The following is a 12,140-nucleotide window of genomic DNA, read 5'->3' as shown; positions in this document are numbered from 1 at the left end:
TTCCGCCAACCTGTCCTTCGAGGATCCCGAAAAATGAATGATATGAACAAGCGCTCCGTGCTCAAGCTGGCTGCCCTCACGGCCGTCGCATCCGCTGCCCTCATCGGCTGCGGCAAGAAGGAAGAAGCGGCGGCACCGGCTGCAGCGCCCGCACCCGCACCGGCCGCTGCTGCGGCGCCTGCGCCGGCCGCGCCGCTGAACATCGCATTCGCCTACGTCGGCCCGGTGGGCGACGGCGGCTGGTCCTTCGCGCACGACAACGGCCGCAAGGCGCTCGAAAAGGAATTCGGCGACAAGGTCAAGACGACGTTCGTCGAGAGCGTGCCCGAATCGGCCGATGCCGAGCGCGTGTTCCGCGACCTGGTGGGCCAGGGCAACAAGCTGATCTTCGGCACCACCTTCGGCTACATGGAGCCGATGCTGAAGGTCGCCGCCGACAACAAGGAGATCAAGTTCGAGCATGCCACCGGCTACAAGACGGCCGAGAACCTGCGCACCTACGACAGCCGCACCTACGAAGGCGCGTACATGGCCGGCATCATCGCCGGCTCGATGACCAAGTCGAACACGCTGGGCGTGGTCGGCTCGGTGCCGATCCCCGAAGTGCTGCGCAACATCAACAGCTTCACGCTGGGTGCGCAGTCGGTCAACCCGAAGATCACGACCAAGGTGGTGTGGGTCAACGAATGGTTCAGCCCGCCGAAGGAAACCGAAGCGGCCACCGCGCTGATCAACGGCGGCGCTGACGTGCTGTTCCAGAACACCGACTCGCCGGCCGTGCTCAAGACCGCCCAGGAAAAGGGCAAGCGCGCCTTCGGCTGGGATTCGGACATGACGGCCTACGGCCCGAAGGCCCACCTGGCATCGGCCGTCATCAACTGGGGCCCGTACTACATCAAGGCCACCAAGGACGCGCTCGAGGGCAAGTGGGCGACCGGCGCGAGCTGGTGGGGCGTGAAGGAAGGCGCCATCGACATCGTGTCGATCGCCGACGACGTGCCGGCCGACATCAAGACCAAGGTCGAGACCGTCAAGGCCGGCCTGAAGGACGGCTCGTATTCCATCTGGAAGGGCCCGATCGTCGGCCAGGACGGCAAGGAACTGATCGCCGCCGGCGCGGTGGCCGACGACAAGTTCCTCTCGGGCGTGAACTTCTACGTCAAGGGCGTCGAAGGCAAGGTGCCGGGCGGCGACAAGAAGTAAGGCGCTCTGCGTCCCCAGAAGACCGCCTTCGGGCGGTTTTTGCTTTTGGCGTCGGTCCATTAAGCTGCGCCAACCGAGACGATCCGCTGCATTCTCACCCCCTGACCAGGAACCGCCATGACCCTCGACCCCGCCGTCCTCCAGGCGTTGGCACCGCACGGCGTGCTGCGGGCCTCCATCAACCTGGGCAACCCCATCCTGGCGAACACGGACAAGACCTCGGGCGCGCCGGGCGGCGTCTCGGTCGATCTGGCCCGCGCCTTCGCCGAGCGGCTGGGTGTGGGCCTCGAGCTGGTCGTGTTCGACACGGCGGGCAAGTCGGTCGAGGCGGTCGCCGAGGAGCAAGCGGACATCGGCTTCTTTGCGATCGACCCGGTCCGCGGCGCGCAGATCGCCTTCACGCAGGCCTATGTGCTCATCGAAGGCAGCTACCTGGTGCGCGAGGACTCGCCCCTGAAGGCCAACGAAGACGTCGACCGCGCGGGCCACCGCATCGTGGTCGGCAAGGGCAGCGCCTACGACCTGTACCTCACGCGCGAAGTGAAGCACGCGCAGATCGTGCGGGCGCCGAGTTCTCCCACCGTGGTGCAGACCTTTCTCGAACAGGCGCTCGACGTGGCCGCCGGCGTCAGGCAGCAACTCGAAGCCGATGCCCAGAAGCATGCGGGCCTGCGGTTGCTGCCGGGTCGCTTCATGGTGATCCAGCAGGCGATGGGGCTGCCGAAGTCACGGGGCAGCGAGGCCGCAGCCGTGCTTCGCGCCTTCGTGGAAGACATGAAGGCCACGGGCTTCGTCGCAGACGCACTCGCGCGGCATGGCATCCAGGGCGCTTCGGTGGCGCCCGGCGAAGCGCCGTCTTGAGCGGGGCGCGAGCACCCATGGCTCGCGCCGAACGTCCTGCTATTTCTGCAGGCCCAGCCAATCGACCAGCACCGCGCTCGCGTCGTTGAGCCCGGCCACCTCGACCGCGCTCCCGTGTCTGAGCACGAAGGACGCGAACAGACCGCCCGACGGATCGACGCCCGTCACGAACGAGAAGGCGATGACTTCGGGGATGAGCGCGAAGGTGGCGACGGCGCCGGCCATCAGCATCGTAAATGCCATGGGGAGAGGCGGCCGCCAGGCATGGGCGAACGGGTGGGGAGCGGTGGACGGGGCGCCACCCGAGCGGGCGGCGCAGCGCCGATGTTAGGCGAGCCGGGTCGTGCGCCGATCCAGGCCATCGGCATGGCGGCGGAACCAGGTCGGGTACCGGCCCACCTGCAACTGCAGCAGGCCAAGCACCGCGAGCACCGGCAGGGCGAGCTCGAGCACCTCTTCCATGCTCAGCATCAGGTAGCGCAGGGTCGCTGGCACATAGGGCAAGATATTGCCGTCGGCGAGCATGGCCTGCAACTGGTCGAGCGACCCGGCCGTCAGCAGGGCGACGCCGAAGGCCGCCACCGTGTGCGCCGCGGGGCGCCAGCGCCGCCGCAGCAGCGCGCTGCGCCACACGCCCCACAACCGCCGGGCGAGCCAGAGCGCCGCCACGCCGGTGGTGCCCAGCACGGCGATGACCACCACGATCTGCGGCAGCGTCCTGCCGCTGTCGACCTGCGTCTTCAGACTGCCGAAATCGAAAAGTGTCACGTGCAGATGGGCCTCGCGCGCCGCCAGGGCGAGCAGCACGATGCACAGCGCGCCCGCGTCGCGCCACGACCAGGCCGGTGGCCGCATCTTCAGCACCAGCAGCGCGGCGATGACGTAGAGAACGAGCGTGCTGTTCTCGACCGCGCCGCCTTCCAGGAGAAGACCGGGCCCGATCGTCAGGGGCATGTTCAAGCCGATCGATATCGCGGCCACGGCGAAGCCGCCCAGCAGCCAGACGCCAAGGCCCTGGCCGGCCAACAGCTGGGTGAGGCGCGTGAGCCGCGGTTCGGCCCGTGCACGCAGGCGGTCCGCGCCGTGGATGGCGGCCTGTGCGGCGCCGGCCATGCAGGCACCGAGCAGCGCGCCCGCCGCCACGTCGACCGGAAAGTGCACCCCGACGTAGACGCGGGCCCAGGCCGTCGCGACCGCCATGGCGAGCACGGCGAGACCGAGCGCGCGCAGGCGCCGGTCGGCGATGAGCATGAAGGCGACGGTGAACATCACCGACGCGTGGGTGCTGGGCAGACCCGCACGTGCCCCGTGCGAAATGTGCTCCGGGCTGAGCCCCAGCATGAACGGGCGTGGCGCACCGATGGCGGTGGCCAGCTCGCGCGACACCAGCGACGCGAGCGCGGCGACGACAAGCACCAGCGCAATGCGTGCGCGGACGGCCGGCTGCATCCAGAGGGCCGCCAGGATGAGTGCGGCGCACAGCCAGGTCGAGCCTTCCGCCAGCAGCGACGCGACGCGCAGCACCAGGCTGTCGGGTTGGTGGCCGCCGGCAATGAGGTCGAAGAGCGCCAGGTTCCAGGTGTTCATGGGTGGCGCGATTCTCGCTGCCGAAGATGGACGGCAGATGAATGTCGTGTAACCGCGCGCTGACATGCCCGCGCTGGGGGCGATGGATTTACAGTGCCGGCATGACCGCCCACGATTTCCATATTCCTGCCGACCGCCTGCCCGCGCTGCTGTGCGCCATGCCCAAGGCCGAACTGCACATGCACATCGAAGGCTCGCTCGAGCCCGAGCTGATCTTCGCGCTGGCGCAGCGCAACGGCGTCGCCATTCCGTATGCCAGCGTGGAAGAACTGCGCCAGGCCTACGCCTTCACCAACCTGCAGAGCTTCCTCGACATCTACTACGCCGGCGCCAGCGTGCTGCTGAAGGAGCAGGATTTCTACGACATGGCCTGGGCCTACCTGGAGCGCGCCGCGGCCGACAACGTCGTGCGCACCGAGATGTTCTTCGACCCGCAGACGCACACCGCGCGCGGTGTCGACGTGAAGTTGGTCATCGACGGCCTGCACCGCGCCTGCGTCGACGCCGAAGCGAAGCTGGGCGTGAGCGCCGCGCTCATCCTGTGCTTCCTGCGCCACCTGAGCGAGGAGGAGGCCTTCGAAACGCTCGAGCAGGCCTTGCCCTACCGGGACAAATTCATCGGCGTTGGCCTCGATTCGAGCGAGGTTGGCCACCCGCCCGAGAAGTTCGCGAAGGTGTTCGCGCGCTGCCGCGAACTCGGCCTGCACCTGGTGGCGCATGCCGGCGAGGAGGGGCCGCCCGCCTACGTGTGGAGCGCGCTCGACGTGTTGAAGGTCGAACGCGTCGACCACGGCGTGCAGAGCGCGAAGGACCCGGCGCTGATGGCACGCCTGGCGAAGGATCGCATTCCGCTGACCGTCTGCCCGCTGTCGAACCTCAAGCTCTGCGTGTTCCCCGACCTGAAGGAACACAACCTCAAGACGCTGCTCGACGCCGGCCTGGCCGCGACGGTCAATTCCGACGACCCGGCCTACTTCGGCGGCTACATGAACGAGAACTTCCTCCAGACCTTCGCCGCCACCGGCCTCACGGCGCAGCACGCGTGGCAGCTGGCGGCCAACAGCTTCGCGGGCAGCTTCATCGACGACGCTGCCAAGGCGCGCTACATCGAGCGGCTCGACGAGACCTTCGCGCGCTTCGCCGCCTGAGTCCGGCGCCGGTCACTCGACCTGCACGTTCGCCTTCTTCACCAGCTTCGCGTAGCGCTCCTGCTCGGACTTGAAGAACTTCAGCGCCGCCTCGGGCGTGCTCGGGTCGATGAAGTTGTCCTGCTTGGCCATCGCCGCCTTGACCTCCGGATCCTGGAACGCGACGACGATCGCATCGTGCAGCCGCTTGACCTGCGTGGCCGGCAGCTTGGCCGGGCCGACCAGCGCGAACCAGCCTTCGACATCCACCGACGGGAAGCCCTGCTCGGCGATGGTCGGCACGTCGGGCAACGAGGCCACGCGCTGCTTGCCCATCACGCCGATGGCGCGCAGCGTGCCGGCCTTCAGGTGGCCTTGTACGGCGGGTACCGCGCCCACGCCCATCTCGACCTGCCCGCCGATGATGTCGGCCAGCATCGGGCCCATGCCCTTGTACGGGATGTGGCGAACCTCGACGCCTGCGGCTTCCATGACCATTTCGCCGGCCAGGTGGATGATGGTGCCGTTGCCCGACGAGCCGTAGTTGTAGCCCTCGGGCTTGGCCTTCAGGAAGGCCTGCAGTTCCTTCGCGTTCTTCGCCGGCACCTTCTCCGGGTTGACCACCAGCACGAAGGGCGAGCCGCCGATCACGCTGATCGGCGTGAGGTCGGTGATGCCGTCGTAGGGCATTTTCTTGAACACGCTCGGATTCACCGCGTGGTTGTTCGACACGACGCCGACGGTGTTGCCGTCCGGTGCGGCCTTCACGACGGCTTGCGTGCCGTTGATGCCGCCCGCGCCCGGCAGGTTCTCGATGACGACCGGCTGGCCGCCGAGCGCCTTCGACAGCGCGACCTGGGCCGACCGCATGATGGTGTCGACGCCCGAACCGGCGCCCACGGGCAGGATGACGCGCAGCGGTGTCGTCGGGGTCTGTGCACCGGCCAGGCCGGTGGCGCCGCAAAGTGCCGCGGCCGCCAGGGTCAGCAGGGTGCGGCGTGTAAGGGATGAGTTCATGTCTTTGTCTCCGTCATTTTTTGGGGTGGGGAAAAGGATCGCTGTCAGCGCCCGGGCAGGCCGGCCAGCACTTCGTCGGTGTGTTCCCCGATCTTGGCCAGCGCTTGCCGCACACCCGGCCGGCGGCCGCCCATCAGCAGGGGCAGCAATACGACCTGCGTGTCGGTGCCGTCCTCGGCCTGCATCGGCGCCAGGCCGCCGCTGGCCAGCAGGTGCGGGTCGTCGACCAGTTGGTCGGGCCGGGTGATCGGCGCGTAGGGCAGGCCGGCCGCTTCGAGTTGGGCCGAAAGCTCGTCGATGCGGCGATGCGCCATCGTCTCGCCCAGGTGGCGCAGCAATTCGGGCCGCACCGCCACGCGCTGCGCGTTGGTGGCGAGGGCCGGGTCGGTGGCGAGGTCGGGCCGGTCGATCACGCGGCATAGGGTCTGGAACTGCTTGTCGCTCACCGCACCGATGAAGAGCTGCTCGCCCTCGGCCAGGGTGAACACGTCGTACACGCTCCAGGCCGACACGCGCGAGGGCATCGGCGGGGCCGGCTCGCCGGTCATCAGGAACTGCTGCACGTGCTGCGCCGAGAGGAACACGCAGTTCTCGAACAGCGCGCTCTGGATCTCCTGGCCGCGGCCGGTGCGCTCGCGTTCGCGCAGCGCAGCCAGCACGCCGATGGCACCGAACATGCCGCCCATGATGTCGTTGACGCTGGTGCCTGCGCGCAGCGGTCGGCCGGCCGGTCCGGTCATGTACGACAGCCCGCCCATCATCTGTACCACCTCGTCGAGGGCGGTGCGGTGCTCGTAGGGGCCGGGCAGGAAGCCCTTGTGCGACACGTAGACCAGGCCCGGGTGCGTCTTCGACAGCGTCTCGTAGTCCAGTCCGAGCTTCGTCATGAGGCCCGGCCGGAAGTTCTCGAGCATCACGTCGCACTGGCCGATCAGCTCGACCGCCGTGGCGTGACCGTCGGGCGTGTGGATGTCGAGCACCACGCTCTTCTTGTTGCGGTTGAAGCTGCGGAAGAAGCCGATGCCCAGGCCCGGCAGGTTGCGTGTCTTGTCGCCGCCGGGCGGCTCGATCTTGATGACCTCGGCGCCGAGGTCGGCCAGGATCATCCCGCAGGTCGGGCCCATGACCATGTGGGTGAATTCGATGACGCGCACGCCCTCGAGCGGCAGGCCGGTGGCGGTCGGTGCAGTGTTCATGCGGGAGGCTTTCTGTTCGGTGTCAGTGCGCGGCGGCGCGCTGGAAGGTCTTGGGCAGGCCGGCGCGCCACAAGGCGCCGTTGGTCTGTTCGCCCGTGAGCCAGCCGGCGACCTTGGCGCGCAGCGCGAGCAGCGCGTCCATGTCGAGGCCGGTGTCGATGCCCATTGCGCCCAGCATGAAGCCCAGGTCTTCGGTCGATGCGTTGCCGCTGGCGCCCGGCGCGTGCGGGCAGCCGCCGATGCCGGCGAGCGAAGCGTCGAAGCGCGTCACGCCCAGTTGCGCGGCGGCCAGCACGTTGGCGAGCGCGAGCCCGCGCGTGTCATGGAAGTGGCCGCAGCAGAACCGGTCGCCGGCGATCTTCAGCGCCTGCTCGAACAGGCGGCTGACCGACAGCGGGTCGGCGTAGCCCACCGTGTCGGCCAGGCTCACGCGGTCGGCGCCGGCGTCGAGCAGCGCCTGCATCAATCGCAGCACTTCGGCGGGTTCGACCACACCCTGCAGCGTGCAGCCGAAGGCCGTGCCCACGCCGCCTTCGATCAGCGTCTTGCGGCCGGAGGCGTCGCGCGCCGCGCGGATGCGGGCCAGTTCGGCCACCACCTCGTCGGGCGTCTTGCGCAGGTTGGCCAGGCTGTGGGCGTGGCTGGCCGACAGGGGCAGGATCATCAGGTCGGCATCGCCGTCGAGCGCGCGCTCGGCCCCCTTCAGGTTGGGGACCAGCACCGAGGCGACGAGGCCGGGCAGCGTCTTGGCATAGGCCAGCACCTCGGCGGTGTCGGCCATCTGCGGCAGCAGGCGCGCCGGCACGAAGGAGCCGACCTCGATCTCGCGCTGGCCGGCCGCGACCGCGTCGCGCAGCCATTCGCGCTTGCGTTCGGTGGGCAGCACCGTGGCGATGCTCTGCAGGCCGTCGCGCAGGCCGACTTCGCGCACCGTGGCGCGGGTGGGCAATCCGTTCATCGTCTTGTCTCCTGATCTGCGATGAACTATAGGAATTCCCCATTGCACAGGCCAGTGGTAAATCGGAACATGAAAAGTTCCAGATCGGAATCCCTGAATCGACACCATTCCATGCACGACCTCGACCTCAAGACGCTGCGGCTGCTGGTGGCCGTCTGCGACCACGGCAACATCAAGCAGGCCGCTGCGCAGGAGCACATCGAGCCCTCGGCCATCAGCAAGCGCATCGCGCAGCTCGAGCACCAGCTGGGCGCGCCGCTGCTGGTGCGCGGGCGGCGCGGCGTGGCGCCCACGCCGGCCGGCGTCGCACTGCTGGAGCACGCACGCACGCTGCTCTTCACCCTGGCGCGCATCGAGTCCGACGTGGCGGCCTTCGCCGGCGGCATCCGCGGGCAGGTGCGGCTGGTGGCGAGCGCCTCGGCCATCGCCGAATCGCTGCTCGACGACGTGGCCGCCTTCATGCGCGAGCCGGCGCATCGCGACATCAAGGTCGACATCGAGGAACGCTTCTCGCGCGACCTGGTGCGCATGGTGCGCGAAGGCAGCGCGTCGCTCGGCGTGTGCTGGGACAGCATCGGTTTCGAGGGCCTGCAGCACCGGCCCTACCGGCGCGACGAGCTGGCCGTGGCGGTGCACGCCGACCATCCGCTGGCGCGCAAGCGCACGCTGCGCTTCGAGCAGACGCTCGACCACGAGCATGTCGGCCTGCCGCCGGCCACCGCGGTGCACACCATGCTGCACCGTGCGGCGGCGCGGGTGGGCCGCACGTTGAGCTACCGGGTGGTGGTGTCCAACTTCGACGCCGCGCTGCGCGTGGTGTCGGCCAACCTGGGCATCAGCGTGATCCCGCGGCAGGTCAGCCTGGCCTATGTGCCGGCCGGTTCGGTCAAGGTGATCCCGCTGAACGAGACCTGGGCGCGTCGGCGCTTCGCCATCTGCTACCGCGAAGCGGCCGACCTGCAGCCGGCGGCGGCCAAGATGGTGGAGTTCCTGGTGAAGAAGGGCGAGGCCGAAGGCTGAGCACGGACTGCGCGCTCAGTAGAAGTCGTAGGGGCCTTCGAAGTCGCCGATGTAGCTGATGTGGCTCACCAGGCCCTCGGCCGGGTCCCAGCGGTGCAGCATGCAGGCCGGCGGGCCCATGAAGGACGCCGGCTTCGCATCGGGCGCCAGGCGCAGTGCGATCTCGGTGGTGGTGCTGGGGCAGGCGCACACCACGGTGCCGGCCCAGCGTCGGAACATCGGCCGGTGCACGTGGCCGCACAGTACGGCCTCGATGTTGCGGAAGGCACCGACGACCTCGGCCAACGGTGCCGCGTCGAGGAAGCGGTACGCATCCATGTACGGAATGCCGGAGACGAAGGGCGGGTGGTGCAGCATCACGATGGTGGGCTTGACCGTGTCCTGTGCGAGCGTCGCCTTCAGCCAGCTGAGCCCCGCTGCATCGAGGGCGCCGTGGTGCTGGCCAGGCACGGTGGAGTCGAGCGCCACGAGGCGCACGGGGTAGGTGTCGATGCAGTAGTGCAGTGGCCCGGTCGCGGGCAGGTAGGCGTGGTCCGCGAAGGCGGCGCGCAGGCGGTCGCGGTCGTCATGGTTGCCAGGCATGACGAGGTACGGGATCGTCAGCGCGGCCAGCAGTTCGCGGGCGTAGGCGTATTCGTCGGGGTGCCCGTGGTCGACGAGGTCGCCCGTCAGGACGACCAGGTCGGGGCGCACGTCGAGCGCCTGCACGTGCCGGACGGCGTCGCCGAGCATGCGGTTCGAGTCGGCCACGCCCTGGTAGCGCTGGCCCGCGGGGCGGATGTGCAGGTCGGAGAGTTGGCAGATGAGCAAGGCGGTTTCCGGCGGCGATGTCCCGCGAGCCTAGCAGCGCCTCGCGAATCTCAAGGCTCGCATCTCACGGCTTGCAGGTGCCGCCGACGGGGGCGCTGCCGTCCTTGCACTCGGTGAGCATGGCGGACCCGCGCGGTGACGCAAGCGGTGCGGCGTTGTCGGTGCTGGCCGAGCTCGGTCGTGCATAGACGATCTTGCGCGTGCCCAGCGCGCAGCTGCCGACCACCTGGCCGCTGGCGTTCGCATTGGCGTCGACCACGGTGACGCTGAAACCGACGACGCCCGACGCGGCGATCTTCGATTCGATCTGCGCGCGGATGGCTTCGCAGTTGTTGCTGTCCTGAGCGGCGGCGTTGCCGGCCAGCGCGCAGGCGGCGAGCAGCAGCCACGATGAATGCGCGCGTGCGTTTCCGAGGTGCATGAGAGATTCCTTTCAGTTCGCCGCACAGGTTGCCAGCATCTGGCGGCTGGCACGCAACCGAATGCTTCAGCGCGGCGCCTTGCGCGCGGCGACCTCGGCGTGCCAGCGCGGCAGCCATGTCGCCAGATGCTCGCCGAAGCCCTCCGCCGCTGGCGACAGGTGCCGCCCCTGCGCCTGGTACAGGCAGACGGAGCGGATCGCCTCGGGCTCGACCACGCGCCGCATCACCAGGCCGAAGTGCTGCGCCAGCACCTGCACATAGGCCGGTGCGAGCGTGGCGGCGAGGCCTTGTGCCGCGATCCCCATCGCGGTCGTCAGGTTGTCGACCACGTCGACCGGCCCGACGCGCGAACCCTCGGGCACCGTGAGCCGCATCTGCGCCACGCTGCGTTCGTGGTCGTGGCCGGCGGCCACGAGCGGCTGGTCGCGCAGGTCCTTCCAGCGCACGCGCTTGCGCTTCGCCAAAGCGTGGCCGGGCGGGCACCACAGCACCCAGGGGCTGTCGAAGAGCGGGCGGCTCTGCACGCCAGCGCCGATCGGGCGATTGGGCCCGACGGCCAGGTCGACGTCGCCGGCGGCCACGCTGTCGACCAGCTGGTCCACCGGCAGGTCGCGGATGCGGATCACGACCTTGGGCCGCTCGGCCGCGTAGTCGCGGATCGCGGCGGGCAGGGCGGTGCTGGCCAGCGCGAGCGGCGCACCGATGCGCACCACGCCGGCCGCGCGGTGGCGCACGTCGTCGGCCGCGCGCTCGGCGGCGTCGAGATGGCGCAGCACCGTCTCGGCCGAGGGCAGGAAGTCGCGGCCGGCCGCGGACAGCGCGACGCGACGTGTCGTGCGGTCGAACACACGGAAGCCGAGGATCGATTCCAGCTCGGCCACCAGCTGGCTCACGGCCTGCGCCGTGAGCCCCAGGCGCTCGGCCGCGGCGCTGAAGCTGTGCAACTCGGCCACGCGGGCGAAGGCTTCGAGCTGGCGCAGGCTGACGCGGGACAGGGACATGGCTCGATTATCAATCTCTGCTTGGCAATGGCTCCAAAAGCATTGCTTGTGGCAGAGAGGCTCGCGTTCGACACTGGCGCCCGGCCCGGTGAGCGGGCCCACAACAAGACGGAGACACACCCATGCTCGACGCATCGACCCACGCCGCCTTGGCGCGCGAACTGCACGAAGCGCAACGCACCCGCGTGCAGCTCGGCCACTTCTCGCTGCGTCATCCGACGATGACCATCGCCGACAGCTACGCCATCCAGGCCGAATGGATGAAACTGTGCCTGGCCGAAGGCCGCCGCGTCATCGGCCACAAGATCGGCCTGACCTCGCGTGCGATGCAGCTCGCGTCGCAGATCACCGAGCCCGACTACGGCACGCTGCTCGACGACATGCTGCTGCGCGACGGTGCCGAGGTGGAGGCCGCGCGCTTCATCGTGCCGCGCTTCGAGACCGAGTTCGCCTTCGTCCTCGCCAGGCCGCTCAGGGGGCCGAACGTGACGCTGTTCGACGTGCTCAACGCCACCGACTACGTGGTGCCCGCGCTGGAACTCATCGATGCGCGCATCGAGCAGTTCGACCGCGAGACCAAGGCGCCGCGCAAGGTGCTCGACACCATCGCCGACAACGCGGCCAACGCCGCCATCGTGCTGGGCGGCCGACCCATGAAGCCCGACGCGGTCGACTGGCGCTGGGCCGGCGCGCTGCTGTTCAAGAACGGCGTGATCGAGGAATCGGGCCTGGGCGCTGCGGTGCTCAACCACCCGGGCAACGGCGTGGCCTGGCTCGCCAACAAGCTGGCGGCTTTCGACCAGGGGTTGGAGGCGGGCGAGATCGTGCTCGGTGGTTCGTTCACGCGGCCTGTGCCTTGCGCGGCCGGCGATGTGTTCCATGCCGACTACGGGCCGCTCGGCTCCATCTCCATCCGCTTCGTCTGATCTTTCGAAGGT

General features: G+C 69.1%; 13 protein-coding genes. 5 read left to right on the top strand and 8 right to left on the bottom strand.

The features are described 5' to 3' along the window. Nucleotides 1-33 precede the first annotated feature (33 nt). Both QTH86_RS10990 and QTH86_RS10985 read left to right on the top strand, forming a co-directional pair. Nucleotides 34-1,203 carry a BMP family ABC transporter substrate-binding protein gene (locus QTH86_RS10990; protein ID WP_286644655.1) on the top strand — a complete coding sequence of 390 codons (1,170 nt, stop codon included), beginning with the start codon at nucleotides 34-36 and terminating at the stop codon, nucleotides 1,201-1,203. Between the two features lie 117 nt (nucleotides 1,204-1,320). After that, the gene (locus QTH86_RS10985; RefSeq protein ID WP_286644656.1) at nucleotides 1,321-2,064 is read left to right on the top strand and encodes an ABC transporter substrate-binding protein; all 744 of its coding nucleotides are present in this window, start codon (nucleotides 1,321-1,323) and stop codon (nucleotides 2,062-2,064) included. 39 nt (nucleotides 2,065-2,103) lie between these two features. On the opposite strand, the gene QTH86_RS10980 is transcribed toward QTH86_RS10985, so the two are convergent. Together QTH86_RS10980 and QTH86_RS10975 are read right to left on the bottom strand one after the other, a co-directional pair. Then, nucleotides 2,104-2,307, bottom strand: coding sequence for a hypothetical protein (locus QTH86_RS10980; RefSeq protein WP_286646793.1), 204 nt, complete (start codon nucleotides 2,305-2,307; stop codon nucleotides 2,104-2,106). A gap of 84 nt (nucleotides 2,308-2,391) precedes the next feature. Beyond that, entirely contained in the window at nucleotides 2,392-3,651 is a 1,260-nt protein-coding gene (locus tag QTH86_RS10975; RefSeq protein ID WP_286644657.1) for a phosphatase PAP2 family protein, read from the bottom strand. Nucleotides 3,652-3,752: 101 nt separating this feature from the next. Between QTH86_RS10975 and QTH86_RS10970 the strand changes: the two genes are divergently transcribed. After that, entirely contained in the window at nucleotides 3,753-4,799 is a 1,047-nt protein-coding gene (locus tag QTH86_RS10970) for an adenosine deaminase (RefSeq protein WP_286644658.1), read from the top strand. Nucleotides 4,800-4,811: 12 nt separating this feature from the next. Here the strand turns inward: QTH86_RS10970 and QTH86_RS10965 are convergent, their stop codons facing one another. From QTH86_RS10965 to QTH86_RS10955, 3 genes are read right to left on the bottom strand one after another with little or no spacing between them, the layout of a single operon-like run. Further along, nucleotides 4,812-5,795 (bottom strand): tripartite tricarboxylate transporter substrate binding protein, encoded by a 984-nt coding sequence (locus tag QTH86_RS10965; protein ID WP_286644659.1) that lies wholly within the window; start codon nucleotides 5,793-5,795, stop codon nucleotides 4,812-4,814. A 44-nt stretch (nucleotides 5,796-5,839) separates the two neighbouring features. Continuing rightward, entirely contained in the window at nucleotides 5,840-6,991 is a 1,152-nt protein-coding gene (locus QTH86_RS10960; RefSeq protein WP_286644660.1) for a CaiB/BaiF CoA transferase family protein, read from the bottom strand. Between the two features lie 22 nt (nucleotides 6,992-7,013). Continuing rightward, nucleotides 7,014-7,949 (bottom strand): hydroxymethylglutaryl-CoA lyase, encoded by a 936-nt coding sequence (locus tag QTH86_RS10955; protein WP_286644661.1) that lies wholly within the window; start codon nucleotides 7,947-7,949, stop codon nucleotides 7,014-7,016. 111 nt (nucleotides 7,950-8,060) lie between these two features. Between QTH86_RS10955 and QTH86_RS10950 the strand changes: the two genes are divergently transcribed. Beyond that, the gene (locus QTH86_RS10950; RefSeq protein ID WP_286644662.1) at nucleotides 8,061-8,969 is read left to right on the top strand and encodes a LysR family transcriptional regulator; all 909 of its coding nucleotides are present in this window, start codon (nucleotides 8,061-8,063) and stop codon (nucleotides 8,967-8,969) included. 15 nt (nucleotides 8,970-8,984) lie between these two features. On the opposite strand, the gene QTH86_RS10945 is transcribed toward QTH86_RS10950, so the two are convergent. The 3 genes from QTH86_RS10945 to QTH86_RS10935 all read right to left on the bottom strand — a co-directional run bounded on the left by QTH86_RS10945 (nucleotide 8,985) and on the right by QTH86_RS10935 (nucleotide 11,202). Continuing rightward, complete coding sequence (locus QTH86_RS10945) at nucleotides 8,985-9,779, bottom strand: phosphodiesterase (RefSeq protein ID WP_286644663.1); 795 nt, start codon at nucleotides 9,777-9,779, stop codon at nucleotides 8,985-8,987. A 64-nt stretch (nucleotides 9,780-9,843) separates the two neighbouring features. Beyond that, entirely contained in the window at nucleotides 9,844-10,200 is a 357-nt protein-coding gene (locus QTH86_RS10940; protein WP_286644664.1) for a DUF1161 domain-containing protein, read from the bottom strand. Between the two features lie 66 nt (nucleotides 10,201-10,266). Beyond that, nucleotides 10,267-11,202 (bottom strand): LysR family transcriptional regulator, encoded by a 936-nt coding sequence (locus tag QTH86_RS10935; protein ID WP_286644665.1) that lies wholly within the window; start codon nucleotides 11,200-11,202, stop codon nucleotides 10,267-10,269. A 122-nt stretch (nucleotides 11,203-11,324) separates the two neighbouring features. Here QTH86_RS10935 and hpaH point away from each other — a divergent pair, with 122 nt between their 5' ends. Further along, nucleotides 11,325-12,128 carry a 2-oxo-hept-4-ene-1,7-dioate hydratase gene (hpaH, locus tag QTH86_RS10930; protein ID WP_286644666.1) on the top strand — a complete coding sequence of 268 codons (804 nt, stop codon included), beginning with the start codon at nucleotides 11,325-11,327 and terminating at the stop codon, nucleotides 12,126-12,128. Nucleotides 12,129-12,140: the final 12 nt, after the last annotated feature.

Origin of the sequence: Variovorax sp. J2L1-78 (assembly GCF_030317205.1) — a bacterium.
Classification (GTDB): domain Bacteria; phylum Pseudomonadota; class Gammaproteobacteria; order Burkholderiales; family Burkholderiaceae_C; genus Variovorax; species Variovorax arabinosiphilus.
Note: the sequence above shows the minus strand (reverse complement) of the source record. Positions and strands in the feature narration are given on the sequence as shown.